This window comes from Bacillus sp. 22-7 (assembly GCF_010628845.1).
Taxonomy (GTDB): Bacteria; Bacillota; Bacilli; order Bacillales; family Cytobacillaceae; genus Cytobacillus; species Cytobacillus firmus_B.
This window is the reverse complement of sequence record NZ_NJQY01000006.1, coordinates 314,673-333,758: the sequence shown is the minus strand read 5'-3', so window position 1 is coordinate 333,758 and position 19,086 is coordinate 314,673. Positions and strand designations below refer to the sequence as shown.

The window sequence follows — 19,086 nt, the reverse complement described above, 5'->3', positions numbered from 1 at the left end:
AAGGCCTCTCCCGGAATTGGGAAAGGCCTTTTAGTTTATAGCGGATTATCTTGTGTCACACTGCCTTTACGCTTTAGTTTATTCCAGCCGACAGTTACTCCTTTTATGGCGGAGAAAATCGATTTTACCACCACATAGGTCATCAGCTGTTTATATAAAATTCGCTGTAAAAACAATGAGGCCAATGGTTTAGGATTTTCTTTTTCCAGCCTAAAAGCATATAAGGAGGTAAAGAAATCCATCAAGTAAAATAGAACAAATCCAATGGCCGCTTTTTCAGGCTTTGTGCTGAAAAGGGCTAAGATAAACAAAAGATCTGCAATGGGAGAAATCGTTTGATAAACATATTGAAAAAGCCACATGTTTGGAAGTGCTACATATCCTAATGACTGATGTTTCCTGTTAAATAAAGCCTCCCTGTGTTTCCAAAGGCATTGAAGAGTCCCATATACCCACCGGTAGCGCTGTTTTGCCAGGCTTTTAATATCTTCCGGCACTTCAGTATAAGCATAGGCCTTTTCTTCGAATTCAATTTTCTTTCCATTGCGCAATAGGGCAAGTGTGATATCCGTATCCTCTGCAAGTGTATCCTCGCTAAAGTATCCTGCTTCTTCAACCGCAGACTTTTTCCATGCACCGATTGCACCTGGTACTACAGTAATACAGTTGAGAGCGGCGAAGGCTCTCCTTTCCAGGTTAAAGCCTGTAACATATTCAATATGCTGCCAGTTCGTCAGGAGATTCCCTTTATTGCCAACCTTGACATTACCTGACACAGCAGCCACCTGGTCATCTTTAAAATGGCTGACAAGCAGTGAAATAGCATTTTCTGCTATGAGAGTATCGGCATCTAAAGCAACCACGATCTCTCCCTTAGCTTCCTTGAATCCAAGGTTTACAGCTGAAGATTTTCCGCCATTGGCCTTTTTAATTAATCTGACGCGGGAATTGTCTGCAAAAGCTTCCTCAACGGCACGGGCCGTATGATCCTTTGAGCCATCATCAATAACCAGTATTTCAAAAGCAGAATAGTCACTGGTTAAAATAGAATCTATAGTTTTGCAGATGACCTTTTCCTCATTATAAGCAGCAATGACTACACTGACATATGGAGTAAATCCAGGGTCAAGCTTTGTCTCTTTATACCTCTTAACCTGTTTCCTGGACAGGAAAACAAGAAAAATCAGACGCAAAATTCCTAAAAGGATGGCTGAATAAAACAAAAAGCTGATGCCGGTATTCCAGTTTTTAAGGATTTTAAAAACGGCACTATCATATACAGAATAAGGGTTTTCCTGATCAGCAAAAGGCATGATCTCACTGTCACTTTTCCCAATTAAGCCGGCAGTAGTTGAAAATGTATAGCCGCGGCCTTTAAGTGTTTCAATAATAATCGGAAGGGCCTCAACTGTTTTGGAGCGGTCACCGCCGGCATCATGAAGCAAAATGACATTTCCTTCTGACAGCTGATCCAATGTTTGATTTACAAGATCATCAACTGTGGCTCCTTGCCAATCTCCAGGGTCAATGGATTGGCCCACCATGGTATAGCCAAGTTTCTGGGCTTCCAAAACAGGAAGCTGCTCTTGTTTTGTACTAAGCTCCGTATCTGCAATGTAAGGTGGCCGAAAAAGAGTCATAGAATGGCCGGTTATGCCTTGAATTAAGCGTTGTGTTGCATTTAGTTCCATCCGCAAACGAGAAGGTGTGATGGATGTAATATCTGGATGTGTAAAGGTATGGTTTCCAATTTCATGCCCCTCATCATAAATTCTTTTAACAAGCTGAGGATGCATCAGCGCATTTTCCCCTACGACAAAAAAAGTGCCTTTCACCTGATACCTGTTCAATATATCCAGTATTTCTGGAGTGTAGGCTGGATCAGGACCGTCATCAAACGTAAGGACGACTTCTTTTTTACTTGATTTTCCATGGCGGATTACTTCAAATGGCTTCGGATATTGGACATAGGATTCGTTTTTGATCATTCCATTCGAATCCATTTCTATTGTCCGTCCTCCTTTTTCTGTTTCTGAAGCGATTTTTAATATCTCGCCGCTGCCAGTATGAAGGGCTCCAAAATGACTATCAAAGGTACTAAGCACTTGAGATGGTTTTTTGGCTTCATTAGTCTTGCTAAGAAAACTCCAAATCGAAGGATCCTCAGAACCGAGCCGCCATATGGCAATCCCGGTAGAACCGCTATTTAGCGCTAGGTTCATCTGGTTATAAAAAGTGGCAGCATCCAAAAACCAGACAGTGTGATTTTTTCCATTCTGTTTGTATCTTAAGTATGGGTTTCCAGCTTCCATACTCCAATTGATATGTAGGTTCGCTTCTCTGCCCATCTTCATGATATCCCCAAACGTCATTTCAGCTGCGGGTTCACTTGAATTTTCTTCCCAGTTGTAGCCATATGTACCCAGGCCTGCAATCAGCTTTTCGGAGGGAATATCAATTTGGTTCAGGTTCTCCTTTACCCAATGTGTTTGAGCGACAGGTCCTGGTTCGCTCATGGCATAATGCTGGTCATAGAGCATCACAATGACGCGGTCAGCGTATTTAGCCAAAGAGGCATAATCATAGCTTTCATCGTTCGGCGGAACATCCAATGTCACCATTAAATCTACCTTATGAAAGGCTTTGTACACCTTACTCATGAATTGTGTAAAATGATCCCTGTCAGAAGGTTTAACGGCTTCGAAGTCAATATTAATCCCGTCGAAGTTATTTGCTTTCACATAAAAAATCATTTCTTCAATAAAGCGATCTTCAGCCCCTGGAACAGTGAATAACCTATGCAGAACATCTGAATTCCATTTGCCGTCTATGTAATTATTTACTAATGGCAAAACCTTGATTTGATGTTCTTTAGCTTCTTTTACAATGGATGGGTCAATTGAGGACTTGACCTTTAGATCTGGTGTAACCTGCATCCATTCAGGTACCAAGGTAGTAATAGACTCTTTATTTTTATTGAAAGATATTTTACTATTCTCGTCCCAATTGACATAGAATCCATACACTTCTTGATCTTGATTTTCTGGAATTTTGGCAGCAGAGTTTGTTTCCAGAGCCCGAGATGCCGTATCCTTTTCATGGAAGGGTGTGTCAATCGGCTCTATTTGTTGGCTTGAAGTGTGCTGCTCCAGATTCAATGCAGGTACCTTGGGAGCCGTATTAAGGCTCTCAATAAAAAATGCTGATATCACTGCGATTAATAGAACGAAGCCTGCAGTCATTCGTTTGATTAGAGACCAGCGCCGTTTAGCTGGATCAAGAAATATAGATTCCTGTTTTCCATCATTTGTTTTCAGCCCCAGATTATAAAACCAGTGGAAGAAAAAATAGCAGACAAGTCCAACAATCCCTCCTAAAATACCTGAAACAACTGAATCGGAAGATAATATTCCGCTTTTAAGATTTGAAATCAGCCAGAAATCGTCTAATGGGCCAAAATCCATGTAAGGCAGCTTATGTATGTATGGGATAAAAACAGTAATCAGAGAGCCCAGGAACAAGGCAATAATATTAAGGCGCAGAATCAGTGAACAAGCAAACAACAATGAAACTCTGTAACTATCCAAAGGTAAAAATGCCAGAAAAAAGCCCATAGTACTTGCGATTGCTCCTGCGGTACCAGAGACAGGGGCAAACAGGGATCTGACAACCCACCTGAAAAAACGATCCAAATTTATTCCTCCCAAGATGTAATGTTAATTATGTAAGAGGGGGACGCCTGTACTCCCAACCCTTCATTAATTCTACTAAAAATGACCATCAACAAAAATTTAGGCTTTCATTCCTGGGTTTTGGGGGTAGGATAAAATTTTCGCTGATTTTTTTATTGGTAAAACTGGTTAATCATAAAAGAAGCATATTGTAAAGCTGTCCCGCATTATGATGAAGTAATAGCTATTTGTGACAGATTGCCGGAAGGAGAATCTGAATGGCCTTTTATCGGGATCCGCAGTTATCACCAGAAGAAATGCTTTCTATCATCAGAAACGGACTCGGCATTTCACAGGTTCAGAAGAAAATTATTGTTGTCGGAGCCGGTATGTCCGGGCTGGTGGCTGCTTCACTGCTGAAGGATGCCGGTCATGATGTAACGGTGTTAGAAGCAACACAAAGGGTTGGCGGCAGGATTTTTACGATGAGAGAGCCGTTCATGGACGATTTGTACCTGGATGTGGGCGCCATGCGAATTCCTCATATTCATCCATTAGTCCTTGAGTATATTAAAAAGTTCCGTTTAAAAGTAAATGAATTCAGGAACACAACACCCCAGGACCTGATCTTTGCCAATGGAATAAAAACCAATCGAACTGCCTATAAGAAGAATCCGGATATGCTGGGCTACCCGGTTGCACCGCATGAAAAAGGAAAGACAGCCGAAGAACTGCTCATGATGGCAATAAAGCCGGTTGCAGATTTTATTAACCAAAACCCCGCACAAAATTGGAATACCGTAGTTAGAGAGTTTGATAGGTATCCCATGAGTTTTTTTCTCAGATATAATCCAGTGGGGCCCAGCCTATCGCCTGGAGCCCTTGAAAGCATTAAGGTTCTGCTGGGCCTGGAAGGGTTTCCGGAGCTGAGCTTTCCGGCCATTCTGAGGGAGCTGCTTCCTTTATTCAGTCCGGACATTCATTTTTATGAAATAGAGGGAGGCAATGACAAGCTTCCAAACGCTTTTTTGCCTCAGTTAAAAGAAGATCTTTATTTCGGTTATCAGATGACAAAAATAGAACAGGATCTTCAGCAGGTTACCATTCATGCCAGACATACCTTGAGCCAAAGACCTTTGGCCGTAACTGGTGATTTGGCCATTATCACGATTCCTTTTTCTTTGCTCTCCTTCGTTGAAGTCGTTCCCCGGCATTCATTTTCCCATAATAAATGGAAAGCCATTCGGGAACTTCATTATGTTTCGTCCACGAAAATCGGGCTTCAGTTCAAGAAGCGATTCTGGGAACGAGAAGGACTGCAGGGAGGGAAGCTGATGACAGATCTGCCCATTCGATTCGCTGCCTATCCGAGCCATCTGATCGGATCTTCAGGTTCCGGAGTTATTATGGCAAGCTATACATGGGAAGATGATACGTTATCCTGGGATAACCTTAAGGAAGGTGACCGGATCCGGAATGCACTTGACAATTTGGCTGTTGTTCATGGCAATCAGGTTTATGAGCATTTCTTAACAGGAGCTTCCCATAGCTGGTCGCAGTACCCTTTTTCGGGCGGAGCCTTCTCCATGTTCAAGCCGAGCCAGGAAACAGAGCTGTACCCGTCTATTCCTGTTCCTGAGGGAAGAGTTCATTTCGCCGGGGAACATACTTCCACAGCCCCGGGCTGGATAGAAGGAGCGATTCAATCAGGCATAAGGGCTGCAAGTGAAGTGACCGATTTGCCAAGGGGCTATTATAAGTGGTCTTAAAGGCTAAAATGCGACAGAGATGTCTGTTTTTGACGTTAAAAAGTGCCATTGGATAGGCACTTTTTAACGATTTTCCAACAAATTGTACAAGACAGGTGTAAACGCTTTCAATTATAATTGAAGTATCAGATAGGAAAGGGGATGCGTTCAGGTGGAACTTTTAATGGAGCAATGTGAACATGGCCAGCAGGAAGGACCTTGTGAAGAGTGTGCCCCCAATATAGAAGGGGAAGAGAATTTCGATACCTCTGATTATGACTATCATAAGAGACTGTGGTTTTAAAGAAAGGCGCTTGGGAATAAATTTCCCAAGCGTTTTTTCATAGTTTCTTTCTTCTCATCCACTGTGTGGCAGCCCATTTATCACCAATGACAACAGGTGCTCCGCCATGAAGGGTCAGATCGTTTAAGTTCTGGTCATTGTAAAAATATTCGAAGTACACGGCCATGCCTTTTTGTGGTGATACGGAGAGGTTAAGCTTTGGGAAATACGTTTCCCCGCCCTGTTCCACATCATTCAGGTACATGACAAGCGTGCTGATTCTCGGGTTGCTTGCTGCTTTGCTGGTTGAAGAGAAAAAGTCAAAGTGTGCTTTATATTCCTGGCCTATTTTATAATTAAGAATTTGCAGCCCTTCACCATGCTCAACTGGAATGTTCATGATTTGGGATACTCTTTTTTCAATTCTGGCGACAAGTTCATTTTCCCCTTCCTCGAAAAACGTACTGCTGCTGGTTCTCAGTTCATCCACTTCAAGAGAGTTGGCAACTTTTGAACGCTGCATGCGATCTTTTGACTGCTGAATCAGCTGGTCACATTCTTCATCGCTCAAAACATTTCCCAGTACCACAATTAATGGTTCTGCGAATTTAGCGATTATATGAATTTCCCGATCCTCTGTAATAATTTTATTTCCAGCATGATCAAAAATCGTTTGTTCCTTAATAGATGCATCCATTGCCATGTACATCAACCTCTTTTATTTAGTTTTCTGAAAATTCAATATATTTTAGTGCTGCTTGACGTATTTCTTTTTGTGTTTCCTATACCAGTTTTTCAGCTGGCTGAATTTATTTTACACTCTGATATGAAGGAATTCTATCTTTTTTTTTCTGGAAAACCATTAAAAATTTAAAAGAAAGCATCCGCATTTTATTGATTTGACGGAATATATTTCAATACATAAGCCAGACTGAACAAAAGGAGATGGACGGTGTATAGAAATAGAGTTCCAAACTATTTAGGTCAGAGTCGAAACGGCACTTTTTCCGCATTTAAAAATGGGCTGATTATCATATTAGGGGCAACACTTGTGGCTGTATCCCTGCAATTATTCCTTGTGAAAAATTATGTCATTGACGGTGGCATTGTCGGATTGAGCATTCTCCTTTCACATGTTTTTCATGTAGATGTAGGTGCCTTGATCCTGCTGTTGAATCTCCCGTTTTTAGCGGCAGGCTTTTTCTTTTTAGGAGGAAGATTTTTGGTGTTAAGCCTGTTTGCCAGTTCCGTACTGGCAGGGGAAACATACATATTGGCTCCCTTTGAGGAAGTGACTAACCATCCCCTGCTGATCATTATCATTGGAGGACTTTTGCTCGGTACGGGAGTGGGGCTCATTATCCGGTTCGGAGCCTGCCTGGATGGTACAGAGGTTTTAGCGATATTATTCAGCGAGCGCCTGCCGTTCACCATCGGGCAATGCATTTTGATCATGAATACCCTGCTTTTTGGAAGTTCGGTTTTTTTATTCGGACTCACCGAAGCGGCATACTCCCTTGCCACATTTTTGGTTGCTTATAAAACCATAGATACCATTTTAATGAAAACTTAAACATATTCGAATAATTTGAGGGGCCCGATGCATCCTAAGCTATAAAAAGCTAAAGGAGATAGTAGAGTGTATCCTTACGAAATAACAGGAATGATTGTGGATGATGAATTTGATGGGGAAGAATATGTGACGGCAGAATTTCTTCATGAACACAATACTTATAGCATCACATTTAAAAAAGCGGATCTTGAGGTGATCAACGCCTGGGTATTTAATGATGGCTCGTCGCTTCCAGCGAACTTGTCTGAAGAGATGGTCGGGCTCATTAGAGATGATGTGAAAAATAGAATAGGACTAAAATAGAGGCACGAAAGTGAACCTCTATTTTTTTTTGCAAACAACACTTGTAAATACAATTGTATTTGCAAGTGAGGGGGAACTGGATGAACATATTAGTGAAACAGCGAAGTAAAAAAGATGGAACAATTTCCGCTGAGCATTAGTCATTATGCATGAAACTTTAAGAATGATGTGTTTAAACTTGCAAATAGAACAGTCAAACTTGCAAATAGATGAGCAAACTTGCAAATAGACCAGTCAAACTTGCAAATAGATGAGCAAACCTGCAAATAGATGAGCAAACTTGCAAATAGACCAGCAACTTGCAAATAGATGAGTAAACCTTGCAAATAGACCAGTCAAACCTGCAAATAGATGAGCAGGATGAATGAGAATATTAAGGGGTGACCAGTATTTGAAAAAACACTCGGCCTCCCGTCTGCTTTGAGAAGGGAGGCTAAGTGTTAAATGTGTTCTTTCCAAAGCTTCATTGGATTGTCTTGATCCTCATTTAATGGCATTTGAACCAATTTTAGTCCCCTGTCATCTTTAGCGTTTTTTAAATCCTCATAAATCATTTTAGACTTGCCTAAACCTGCAATAGAAGCATCCTCGACTGATTGGCAATAGTACACCTTATCGATGCCTGCGAAATAAATGGCAGTTAAACACATCGGGCAGGGTTCTCCGCTTGCATACATGGTAAATCCGGCTAAATCATTCGTATGAAACTGCTCCTGTGCCCGCCGGATTGCCAGCAATTCCGCATGCCCGCTTACATCATGCTTTTTATGCAATTCATTCACGCCCTCAGCAATGATATCCTGATCTTTCACCAGAACGGCACCGAAGGGCTGGCCTCCTTCTTTTACATTGTTAATGGCCAGTTCAATAGCCCGTTTCATGAAGTGATTCATTTCTAATCATCCTTTTTATTTAATTGCCTCTGTTTAAACTAATACCATTTTTCCGTCAGTTTTCCAAATCATCTGCTGACTTTTACAGCCTGCAAATAGCTAAACTTTTAAATACGCACATCAGCTGCTGTAAAAGGATGGATATTCATTCAGGTAATCTATATAATTAATTATACATTTTCCATTTAGAGAAAATAAAGGAGGCATCCATTATGACAGAGTTAGATTCCAAAAGTCCTATTCCGCTTCACATACAACTAAAGAATAAGCTGCAGGAGCTAATAGACAATCGTTCTTTCAATGAGAAAATTCCAAGCGAAAGAGAACTGATGGATACCTATAAAGTAAGCAGAAGCACTGTGAGAGAGGCAGTTTCCCATCTAGTAAACGAGGGTGTGCTAAAGAAAGTCCACGGAAAGGGCACTTTTATTTCAAAGAAACCGATTGAGGAATGGCTTGGGAATATTACCAGTACAACAGAAGTGATTAATAAAATGGGGATGAAGCCCGATTCAAAATTACTTGACAATGGGATTGTTGTTCCAGCAAAAGAAATTGTGGAGGCCAGCGGGCTTACAGAGGCATACTTTATAAAGCGTATTCGCTATGCAAACGATAAGCCATTGGCACTTGAAAATCAGTACTATCCTGTAGAAATTGGTGAAAACCTCGCCCAATATGATATTGAAAAGGGAACATTGTATGATCTTCTCGAGCAAAGTTTGAACTTAAGGTTTGCAGAAGCCGAACAGATTATTACAAGTACTTATTTATCTAAAGAAGAAGCCGATCTGCTGGGTGTTCCATGCTCCTTAAGTGTGCTTCATATAGAACGGTTATTATCAGATATAAATGGAAACTTAATAGAATACTATTCTGCTTTTTTTCGCTCGGATATGTATTCATTTAGAATAAAACTATCAAAGAATTATACATAAATGTACTGTTATTCAATTTTGCAATAATATCTATTAATAATTCCGATAATATAAAATTTTTAGAAAATATTGAAAATGCATAAAGGTTGTGTTTTAATTACAACTGAGGCTAGTCATAAAACAACTGGTACGGACGACATGACGTCATGACGAGATAGTTTGAGATTTTTTTATTTTGCAGGATGGAGTGATGACATGATTATTGGTGTGCCAAAGGAAGTAAAGAATAATGAAAACCGGGTTTCCGTTGTGCCGGCAAGTGTTTCTGCATTTGTTAATGCCGGCCATGCGGTCTGGATTGAGAAGGGTGCAGGTGCAGGAAGCGGCATCTCTGACCAGGAATATGAAAAAGCTGGTGCAAAGGTTGTTTCAAGTGCAAAAGAGGCCTGGTCTGCGGATATGGTCATGAAGGTTAAAGAGCCGCAGCCAAATGAATACCGATATTTTCGAAAAGGATTAATTCTCTTTACTTACTTGCATCTTGCAGCTGAACCTGAATTGACAAAGGCTTTAGTAGAAAAAGAAGTTACCTCAATTGCTTATGAGACCATTCAGCTGGATAACAAATCATTGCCTCTTCTAACCCCTATGAGCGAAGTTGCCGGAAGGATGTCTGTCCAGCTTGGAGCTCAATTTCTTGAAAAGATTCATGGGGGAAAAGGTGTCCTATTAGGCGGGGTTCCTGGTGTGAAGCCTGGAAAAGTGGTGATTATTGGCGGTGGAGTTGTTGGGACAAATGCCGCAAAAATGGCAGTTGGCCTTGGTGCAGATGTTAGCATCATCGACATAAGCGCAGAAAGACTCCGCCAGCTGGACGATCTTTTTTCTGGCAGGGTAAGGACGGTCATGTCAAATCCGTTCAATATCGCCCAGGAAGTAAAACGTGCCGATTTAGTGATAGGGGCTGTTCTCATCCCCGGTGCAAAAGCACCTCAGTTAGTAACCGAAGAAATGGTTATGCAAATGGAGAAGAATTCGGTCATTATTGATGTTGCCATTGATCAGGGCGGTTCAATTGAAACCATTGATCATATTACCTCACATGATTCTCCAACATATGTAAAGCATGGTGTTTTGCATTATGCGGTTCCAAACATTCCGGGCGCTGTAGCAAGAACTTCCACCTATGCCCTCTCCAATACTACAGCACCATATGCCTTAATGCTCGCTAATACAGGGATTGAAAATTCTATTTTAAAGTATCCTTTTCTTGAAAAAGGAGTCAATACCATGAATGGAAACGTCACTCATCAGAAAGTTGCAGAGGCGCATAACTACCCGTATACCCCCACCCATGAATTAACACACAAAATTCCAACTGCAACGTGATTACCCATTAGAGGAGACACAATGCAAACCTGAATCTTTACTTAATAGAAGGAGGCAAGCAATATGTCTACAGTAGAACTAAATGATCACAAAAAGTTAACGGATCAGGATCAGAAACACTTATGGCATGCGATGAGCCGGCATACAGAAGGAAGCAGTCCAATGATTGCCCAATCAGGTGAAGGCTCCTGGTTTACTGATATGGACGGCAATCGATATTTGGATGGTGTATCCGGTCTTTGGTGTCTGAACCTTGGACATGGCAGGAAAGAAATTGCCGAGGCCGCTGCGGAGCAAATGATGAAGCTGTCGTATTTCCCTCTGACTTTAAGCCATGCACCAGCCATCCAGTTATCTGCAAAAATTAGTGAATTGCTGGGGGACTCCTATAAAACCTTTTTCTCAAATAGCGGTTCGGAAGCAAATGAAACCGCATTCAAAATAGCTAGGCAGTATCATAATCAGAATGGCAATCCCGGTAAATACAAATTTATTTCGCGCTACCGTGCCTATCACGGTTCAACTTTAGGTGCATTAAGTGCTACTGCACAGGCTAACAGGAGAGTGAAATACGATCCTGGCATGCCGGGATTCCTGCATGTTCCGCCTCCTTACAGCTATCGCTGTCCATTCGGGGAGGATGTGAAGGATTGCGATAAAGTTGCAGCTGACATGATTGACCAGGTCATCCAATGGGAAGGTGCCGAAACGGTTGCTGCGGTCATAATGGAGCCTTTCATTTCAGGCGGTGGTGTTATTATCCCATCTCCTGAATATCTGCAGAGGGTGGCACAAATCTGCAAAAAACATGATGTCCTGCTGATAATGGATGAGGTTGTATCCGGATTCGGGCGAACGGGCAAAATGTTTGGATTTATGCATTCGGATGGTGTTCAGCCTGATATCGTAACGATGGCTAAAGGGTTGACCAGCGGCTATCTTCCGCTTGGGGCTACGGCAGTTCATTCCAGAATTTATGAGAAGTTTAAGGAGCAGGGTACAGATAACCATTTCCGCCATGTCTCAACCTATGGAGGACATCCGGCAAGCTGTGCAGTAGCATTGAAAAATATCGAAATCATAGAAAGAGAGAATATTGTCAGCAGGGTAGAGATGCTGGGTGAAAGCATTTTAGGCAGCTTAAAAGAGCTTCAGTTTCATAAAAATGTAGGCGAAGTCAGAAGCGTCGGTTTCTTGTATGGCATTGAAATGGTTGAAGACAAGGAAACGAAGCAGCCGGCATCTGATCAATTAATGGCAAAGGTCATTTCACTATGTAAAGAAAAAGGCCTGATTATTGGAAGAAACGGTGATACTGTGCCTGGTTTCAATAATGTCCTTATTATAGCTCCGCCGCTTTCATCTACAGAAGAAGATTTAAGATTTGTTGTTGAGACTGTTGAAAGTGTAATTAAGGGAATTTAGACAAAGTTGAATCTGGTTTAGGGCTCTTTCGACAGGGCTCCTATCCATTTAAATATACGAAATTTCATTAATCGGAAAGGGAGTGCCCGTAATGGCAAAAGCAGAAAAAGAACTAGCAGAAATCAAAACAAGAAAGGTGAAAATGACACCAAGTGAGGCTATTGTAGAAACATTAGTGAAGGAAGGTGTCAAACATATTTCCGGGATTTTGGGGTCAGCTTTCATGGATCTATTAGACTTGCTTCCAACTGCCGGGATCCGATTCATCGGCGTGAGGCATGAGCAAAGCGCAGCCCACATGGAAGATGCCTATACCCGGGTAAGCGGAGTTGCCGGGGTAGTAATTGGCCAGAATGGGCCAGGAATCACGAATATGGTAACGTCTGTTGCAGCTGCAAATCAGGCTCATACACCTATGGTTGTCATTTCTCCTTCAGCAGGAACACCGACCGTCGGATGGGACGGTTTCCAGGAATGCGATCAGGTTTCAGTCTTTAAAGCGATTACAAAGGAAACCGTTCGGGTCACACATCCGGGACGGGTGGCGGATTGCCTGAGGACTGCCTTTAGAATTGCTTATGCAGAGAGAGGTCCAGTGTTATTTGATATTCCGCGGGACTATTTTTATGGGGAAGTGGAAGATGTAATCCTAGAACCTCATCAGTATCGTGTGGATAATAGGGGCTGCGGATCATTAGAACAGATTGATCAGGCTGTGGAATTGCTTGCATCTGCCAAAAATCCTGTGATCATTTCCGGCAGGGGGACAGTGGATTCAGATGGTATAGAGGCTGTGAAGGAAATTGCCGATCACTTGACGATTCCTGTAGCTGTTTCCTATATGCATAATGATGCTTTCCCGGCAAATGAACCTTTAGCGGTAGGACCTATTGGGTATATGGGGTCAAAAGCAGCTATGAACACATTAAAGGATGCAGATGTGGTGCTCGCTATCGGCACCAGATTATCTGTATTTGGAACATTGCCATGCTATGACATTGATTACTTTCCGAAAAACGCAAAGATTATTCAAATCGATATCAATCCCCGCAATATCGCGAGGACCCATCCAGTAGAGATCGGGATCATTGGAGATGCAAAAGCAGCTTCAGTTGAAATCGCCAAACGGCTAAAAGAAAAAGTGCCAAATAAGCAATTCAATTCTGAGAGAATGGCAAGAGTGGCAAATGAGAAAGAGCAATGGGAAAAAGAGCTTGTCGATCTGGCAATGGTGGATGGAAATCCTATCAATCCGCGCAGGGCACTCCTTGAGCTTACAAAGGTCCTTCCGGAAAACGCAATTGTAACTACAGATATCGGGAATGTATCTTCCACTGCAAATGCCTATTTAAAATTCAATTCCGGCCGCAAGCATGTTGCAGCCTTAACATTTGGGAATACAGGCTTTGCCTATCCGTCAGCATTAGGTGCAAAGCTTGCAAATCCGAATAGCCCTGTAGTAGCCATCGTAGGGGATGGTGCATGGGGAATGAGCCTGCATGAAGTAAGTACGGCGGTTGAGGAGAACATTCCAGTAGTTGCATGTGTTTTTAATAACAATGCCTGGTGTGCGGAGAAGAAAAACCAAGTAGATTTTTATAATAATCGCTTTGTAGGAGCGGATATCCAGAATCCTGACTTTGCAGAGGTTGCAAGGTCCATGGGGGCACAGGGAATTAGTGTGGATAAACCTGAGGATGTTGGGCCAGCTATTCGCCGGGCAATAGAATCCAATAAACCGACAGTTATTGATATTCAGGTGGATGGCACGCAATTGGCACCTCCTTTCCGCAAGGATGCGTTAAAGATGCCGACTCGTCTTCTGCCGAAATATGCTCACCTTGATCATAAAAACTGGTAGGTAAAATAGAAGGAGCTTAATTGATTTTTGATTAAGCTCCTTTTTAAAAGATAGTTGCGTTTTTTGGAGAATGGCAGTTTAGTGCTGATATGAGAAAATTGTTATGACGCGAACTGACCGCTATAGTGGAAAAGCAGCCGATAAAAATAAAAATTGACCAATAAATAGTAAAGTTGACCGATATATCGAATTGAGTTGAAGATGTTCAATGTATTGCTGTCAATAATTTACAGAATATTAAGAAAAAGGAGGCAGTCGATGAGCTGGTATTTTGGATATATTTTAGCGTATTTCATATTCATGTTCGCAATTGGAATCTATTATTTTACAAAAATTAAAACCTCTGACAGTTATTTGATTGCAGGCTGGAATATGGGTTTTTGGAATATTGTCGGAACCATCATCAGCACGAATTGCGGTGCTGCCGTTTTTATTGGCTGGATTGGAATGGGATTCACAATGGGCGTATCTGGATTTTTTAAATTTGCCTTACCAGCCATGCTTGTCAGTATGCTCTTGATCTTCTTTTTTAGCCGTCCATTAAGAAGACAGAGATTATATACACTTGCGGACCTTTTTAGTGAAAGGTTTGGATCAAAAACCGGTATCATTCCATCCGTGTTATCTGCTTTCATATATTCTGTTCCCACAACTGCCCTGCAGATTGTAGGGATGAGTACCGTATTCAGCATTGCTTTTAATATGAACGTGAAAACGGGAATTGTGCTTTCTTTCATTCTGATCCTCGGCTTTACGATTTTAGGCGGCTTAGTAGCGACAATTGTAACGGATGCCATTCAAAGCGTGATCCTAATTGTAGGGATTGTAATGCTCGCATATGCAGCCCTGCAATTTGGCGGAGGAATGGAGCACATTCTCAGCAGCACGCCGAAAAATTTTTTAACACCGCTTGGGGCGAATGGCCTTGGGGATGTACTGCTTTTTGCCCTTTCTGTGGCTCCGTTCTACTTAGTTTGGCAATCCACATGGCAGCGGATTTTTGCTTCTAAGACAGAAGATATTGCCATTAAAGCAGGCCTGACCGGTTATGCCATTACTTTATGCATTTCTGTGCTTCCATATAGTATAGGAATTATGGCAAGGCAATTTGTGCCAGCCGATATTCACCCAGATTTAATTTTCTCCTATGTAACCGTGGAAATGCTTCCTCCATATATTGGAGGCATTATTCTAATCGGACTCCTATCAGCACTTATGACAGGTGCAGACTCCTTCATTTTACAAGGAAGCTCTAATATTACTCAGGATTTGTATCACCGGCTATTAAATCCCAATGCAACAGAAAAGCAAATGATGTTTGTTTCCCGCTTGAGTGTAGTGATTATATCGGTATTATCACTGTTAGTCGCCTTTGCATTAACAGATATTGTCAGTATGTATCAATGGGCACTCAGGCTGTCAGCAACAACTCTTGTATTTCCGTTTCTGGCCATTATGTTCTGGAGGAGGACAACCAACACCGCTGTCATTTCGAGCATGCTCCTGGCCTGCTTCACGACCATTCTATGGCCTCTTCTCCATTCAGGAATCGATCAGACCATACCTGGCTTTATCATGTCCTTTTGTTCGCTTGTCATAATTAGTTTCTGGACAAAACATTCACCATCAGAAAATGTAAAGGCTGTTTACTGGGAAGACCTCCCTTCAGCAAAAAGAAAGATAAACGATATCAATTCAGCAGAAAACAAGGCTGTCTAATAAGGAGGGATAAGGGTGAGTATCCTTATCATAAAAAATGCAAATATTATTACGTTTGATCAACAAAACACTAAGGCAAAATCATTGCTTGTCAGGAATGGCATCATCGAAAAAATTTGGGATAAAACCGAACCGGACCGTTCGGAAATTCCAAATAGTCTTGATGTCGAGATCAAGGATTTAAAAGGAGCCACGCTGCTTCCGGGGTTTATTGACACACATAGTCATTTATTAATGTACGGGCAAATGCTGAATTATGTTGATTGCAGATCCCCGCGGAATAAAAACATTGGTGATATAAAGCGAGAGATAGCAGAAAGGGCGGGTAAGGCGAAACCTGGAGAATGGGTCATGGGGTGGGGGTATGATGATACCCTCCTGGAGGATAAAAGGCATCCGGACAGGTGTGATTTAGATCATGCAGCTCCGAACAATCCCGTTTTTATCCGGCATATTTCCGGACACTTTGGTGCTGCCAATTCCAAAGCTCTTGAAATGGCTGGAATCGATGAAAGCATTTCGAATCCGCATGGCGGGTACTTTACACGCGATAATAATGGAAGGCTGGACGGTGTCATTCACGAAATTCCCGCTCTGGAATTTATTTTTCCATTCCTGCCTTCCCCGTCAAGCGATGAACAAATTAAAAATATAGAGAATGCGGCAAAGGTGTACCTGTCTAAGGGGATCACCACATGTACAGATGCCGGCGTGGGCCTTGACAGAGGAATAGAAGAATTAAATGCGCATATAGCGGCCATTAATTCAGGGAAGAATCCGATGAATATGCGGCTAATGATCCTGCATCATCTTTTAAGAGATGGCAGTGCTTTTTCCGGTTATACTGCCGATCAGCTGGACCTTGAATTAAAGAGACGAACTAAAAACAGAGTTTCTCTGGATAGTGCTAAATTATTTCAGGATGGATCCATCCAGGGACTTACAGGTGCACTCCGCGAACCTTATCATTCTGATGAATCTGTATACGGTGAACTCTTGCATGATCAAAACAAATTTGCAGAAGAAATGCTGGATCTCCATAATAGAGGGTTTAGGATTGCGATTCATGGAAACGGAGATCGGGCAATCGAATCTATCCTTGAGGCCTTCGATTATGTTCTGTCAAAAAGTCCGATGGAAGACCACAGGCATCGCATTGAACATGTACAGACTGCAGGCAGTGATGACCTTGATGTCATGCAAAGATTAGGTGTGGCTGCTTCCTTTTTCATCAATCATGTTTATTTTTGGGGAGATCGGCACCGCAGGATATTCCTCGGTGAGAAGAGAGCGGCAAGAATTAATCCTTTGGCTGATGCAGTTGACCGCAATTTGCTGTTCACACTGCATTCTGATTGCCCAATTACTCCCATTTCGCCCCTGTTTTCCATATGGGCGGCTGTGAACCGCATCACTTTAGAAGGGGATGTTCTTGGTGCTGATCAGAAAATTGATGTTTTGGATGCTTTAAAAGCGATGACGTCTTACGGGGCAGCTCTGAACTTTGAAGAAGATTCCGCAGGCACCATTGAAGAAGGAAAAAGAGGAGATTTTGTTGTCCTGGATGCCGACCCTCTTACTTGTCCAGCAATGGAATTAAAGGATATTCCTATATTGGCGACCATTATTTCCGGTAAGGTTGTGTGGGAGAATACAGAAAAAGCTTACACTCATTCATAGAAAACCGCTATTCAAAAAATCCTCAATACTGAAGCAAAAGCAGGGGTCAGCTTTTTGCTCCAATTTAAGGATAAGGCATTAGCTCAACAAGATTAAGCAATCCTTAATAGATTTGAGAGAAGCCTTAATAATGGAGGGGAAAACATGGAAGAAAGGGTACAGCTGGAAAAAACGTTTAAGCCGCAATGGGTGTGGGCTATCGCGCTTGGTTCTGCCATTGGATGGGGAGCCTTTATTCTGCCGGCTGAATGGATGGGGAAAGCAGGGCCGATCGGTGCGGTGATCGGATTAACCATTGGTGCTTTGTTAATGATGGTGATTGCCGTCAGCTACGGGGTTTTAATTGAAAAGTATCCTGTTTCCGGCGGTGAGTTTGCTTATGCATACATCGGATTTGGGAGGAAACATGCCTTTATTTGCGGATGGTTTCTGACTCTTGGCTATATTTGTATTGTCGCCCTGAATGCGTCTGCATTGGCCTTGCTCGGTAAGTTTATGCTTCCATCGCTGACAAATATCGGATTGTTATATGAAATAGGCGGCTGGCAGGTATATTTAGGTGAAGTAGTGATTGCGACTGCAGCACTTCTGATCTTTGCCTATTTTAATATAAAGGGTGCTTCCATTTCTGGCAGTCTCCAATATATATTTTGTATTATCCTCGTTGCCGGTGTGTTTCTGCTCACCATCAGCATGATACTAAGCCCATCTTCAAATCTGTCAAATCTTCAGCCTTTCTTTAAACCGGGGATTCCTGCCCTGACTGGAATCATCGCAATCATTGCGATTGCTCCTTGGGCATATGTAGGGTTTGATAATATCCCGCAGGCAGCTGAAGAGTTTGATTTTCCTCCCAAAAAGGCATTTAAGCTTATCATATATTCGTTAATTGTAGCTTGTGCTCTGTACTCCTTCATGATTATTGCAACAGCAGTGGCAATGCCATGGCAAAACCTTGTTGCCGGAAAGCCGATTTGGGGGACAGGTGATGTCATTTCTGATACGTTAGGTGCCTTCGGAGTACTTCTGCTGGCAATCTCCCTTTGTATGGGTGTTTTCACAGGGCTTAACGGATTCTATGTATCTTCCAGCCGTTTATTGTTTGCGATGGGGAGAGCTAAAGTAGTTCCTAAAGCTTTTTCCAGGCTTCACTCGAAGCATGGCACCCCTTATGTGGGGATTCTGTTCACATGTGCCCTGTGCCTGTTTGCTCCGTGGTTTGGGCGTCCCGTCCTGTTATGGATTGTTGACATGTCAGCAACGGGAGTAACCATTGCCTACTTTTATACTTGTTACACAGCCTATAAGCTATTCAGCTGGACAGAAGCAGGCGATGGAAAAATGGTCTCACCAGGCAAAAAACTGGTTGCTCTGATAGGAGCACTAAGCGGACTTGCATTTCTTGGCTTGCTGCTCGTTCCCGGGTCCCCATCTGCACTTGGAGCACCTTCGCTGATCGCCTTAATCGTTTGGACAGTATTAGGATTAGCATTCTATCTATATAAAAGGAAAGAATACAATCAAATACCTAAAAGTACACTTGATTATTATATTTTAGGCAGTACAGATGCAAATGGGATGGAAGATAAGACTGATAGCCAGGTTAATATTAAAATTGACGCTTAATTGACAAAAGCTCAGAGTCTGCGGCTCTGAGCTTTTA

Annotated in this window: 13 protein-coding genes; 10 read left to right on the top strand and 3 right to left on the bottom strand. The window is 42.2% G+C overall.

The window, feature by feature from the left end; genetic code table 11:
* Positions 1 to 35: 35 nt before the first annotated feature.
* Complete coding sequence (locus CE058_RS05440; protein WP_053071404.1) at positions 36 to 3,692, bottom strand: polysaccharide deacetylase family protein; 3,657 nt, start codon at positions 3,690 to 3,692, stop codon at positions 36 to 38.
* Positions 3,693 to 3,949: 257 nt separating this feature from the next.
* Here CE058_RS05440 and CE058_RS05435 point away from each other — a divergent pair, with 257 nt between their 5' ends.
* Positions 3,950 to 5,440 (top strand): flavin monoamine oxidase family protein, encoded by a 1,491-nt coding sequence (locus CE058_RS05435; protein WP_048011853.1) that lies wholly within the window; start codon positions 3,950 to 3,952, stop codon positions 5,438 to 5,440.
* A gap of 320 nt (positions 5,441 to 5,760) precedes the next feature.
* Here the strand turns inward: CE058_RS05435 and CE058_RS05430 are convergent, their stop codons facing one another.
* Positions 5,761 to 6,405 (bottom strand): 2OG-Fe(II) oxygenase, encoded by a 645-nt coding sequence (locus CE058_RS05430; RefSeq protein ID WP_163140884.1) that lies wholly within the window; start codon positions 6,403 to 6,405, stop codon positions 5,761 to 5,763.
* 249 nt (positions 6,406 to 6,654) lie between these two features.
* On the opposite strand from CE058_RS05430, the gene CE058_RS05425 reads away from it, so the two are divergent.
* Positions 6,655 to 7,275, top strand: a complete 621-nt coding sequence (locus CE058_RS05425; RefSeq protein ID WP_163140881.1) for a YitT family protein — start codon at positions 6,655 to 6,657, stop codon at positions 7,273 to 7,275.
* 66 nt (positions 7,276 to 7,341) lie between these two features.
* A complete protein-coding gene (locus CE058_RS05420; RefSeq protein WP_048011856.1) occupies positions 7,342 to 7,578 on the top strand; it encodes a hypothetical protein in 237 nt (78 codons plus the stop codon).
* Positions 7,579 to 8,018: 440 nt separating this feature from the next.
* Here the strand turns inward: CE058_RS05420 and CE058_RS05415 are convergent, their stop codons facing one another.
* On the bottom strand, positions 8,019 to 8,471 hold the full coding sequence (locus CE058_RS05415) for a nucleoside deaminase (RefSeq protein ID WP_163140878.1): 453 nt from the start codon (positions 8,469 to 8,471) through the stop codon (positions 8,019 to 8,021).
* 212 nt (positions 8,472 to 8,683) lie between these two features.
* Between CE058_RS05415 and CE058_RS05410 the strand changes: the two genes are divergently transcribed.
* The 7 genes from CE058_RS05410 (at position 8,684) to CE058_RS05380 (ending at position 19,049) form a co-directional block, all read left to right on the top strand.
* Positions 8,684 to 9,409 (top strand): GntR family transcriptional regulator, encoded by a 726-nt coding sequence (locus CE058_RS05410; protein ID WP_163140868.1) that lies wholly within the window; start codon positions 8,684 to 8,686, stop codon positions 9,407 to 9,409.
* A gap of 195 nt (positions 9,410 to 9,604) precedes the next feature.
* A complete protein-coding gene (ald, locus tag CE058_RS05405; RefSeq protein WP_163140865.1) occupies positions 9,605 to 10,738 on the top strand; it encodes an alanine dehydrogenase in 1,134 nt (377 codons plus the stop codon).
* 63 nt (positions 10,739 to 10,801) lie between these two features.
* A complete protein-coding gene (locus CE058_RS05400) occupies positions 10,802 to 12,163 on the top strand; it encodes an aspartate aminotransferase family protein (RefSeq protein ID WP_163140862.1) in 1,362 nt (453 codons plus the stop codon).
* Between the two features lie 91 nt (positions 12,164 to 12,254).
* Entirely contained in the window at positions 12,255 to 14,024 is a 1,770-nt protein-coding gene (gene xsc, locus CE058_RS05395; RefSeq protein ID WP_163140859.1) for a sulfoacetaldehyde acetyltransferase, read from the top strand.
* 258 nt (positions 14,025 to 14,282) lie between these two features.
* The gene (locus CE058_RS05390; protein WP_163140856.1) at positions 14,283 to 15,743 is read left to right on the top strand and encodes a sodium:solute symporter family protein; all 1,461 of its coding nucleotides are present in this window, start codon (positions 14,283 to 14,285) and stop codon (positions 15,741 to 15,743) included.
* A 15-nt stretch (positions 15,744 to 15,758) separates the two neighbouring features.
* Complete coding sequence (locus tag CE058_RS05385) at positions 15,759 to 17,423, top strand: amidohydrolase (RefSeq protein ID WP_163140853.1); 1,665 nt, start codon at positions 15,759 to 15,761, stop codon at positions 17,421 to 17,423.
* Positions 17,424 to 17,567: 144 nt separating this feature from the next.
* Complete coding sequence (locus CE058_RS05380) at positions 17,568 to 19,049, top strand: APC family permease (RefSeq protein ID WP_163140850.1); 1,482 nt, start codon at positions 17,568 to 17,570, stop codon at positions 19,047 to 19,049.
* The last annotated feature ends 37 nt before the right edge of the window (positions 19,050 to 19,086 follow it).

What these genes read in the sequence shown, in the direction of transcription:
- CE058_RS05435 (WP_048011853.1), top strand. Translation starts at nt 3,950, where the DNA reads ATGGCCTTTTATCGGGATCCGCAGTTATCACCAGAAGAAATGCTTTCT.
- CE058_RS05430 (WP_163140884.1), bottom strand. Translation starts at nt 6,405, where the DNA reads ATGGCAATGGATGCATCTATTAAGGAACAAACGATTTTTGATCATGCT.
- CE058_RS05415 (WP_163140878.1), bottom strand. Translation starts at nt 8,471, where the DNA reads ATGAATCACTTCATGAAACGGGCTATTGAACTGGCCATTAACAATGTA.
- CE058_RS05410 (WP_163140868.1), top strand. Translation starts at nt 8,684, where the DNA reads ATGACAGAGTTAGATTCCAAAAGTCCTATTCCGCTTCACATACAACTA.
- ald (WP_163140865.1), top strand. Translation starts at nt 9,605, where the DNA reads ATGATTATTGGTGTGCCAAAGGAAGTAAAGAATAATGAAAACCGGGTT.
- CE058_RS05400 (WP_163140862.1), top strand. Translation starts at nt 10,802, where the DNA reads ATGTCTACAGTAGAACTAAATGATCACAAAAAGTTAACGGATCAGGAT.
- xsc (WP_163140859.1), top strand. Translation starts at nt 12,255, where the DNA reads ATGGCAAAAGCAGAAAAAGAACTAGCAGAAATCAAAACAAGAAAGGTG.
- CE058_RS05390 (WP_163140856.1), top strand. Translation starts at nt 14,283, where the DNA reads ATGAGCTGGTATTTTGGATATATTTTAGCGTATTTCATATTCATGTTC.
- CE058_RS05380 (WP_163140850.1), top strand. Translation starts at nt 17,568, where the DNA reads ATGGAAGAAAGGGTACAGCTGGAAAAAACGTTTAAGCCGCAATGGGTG.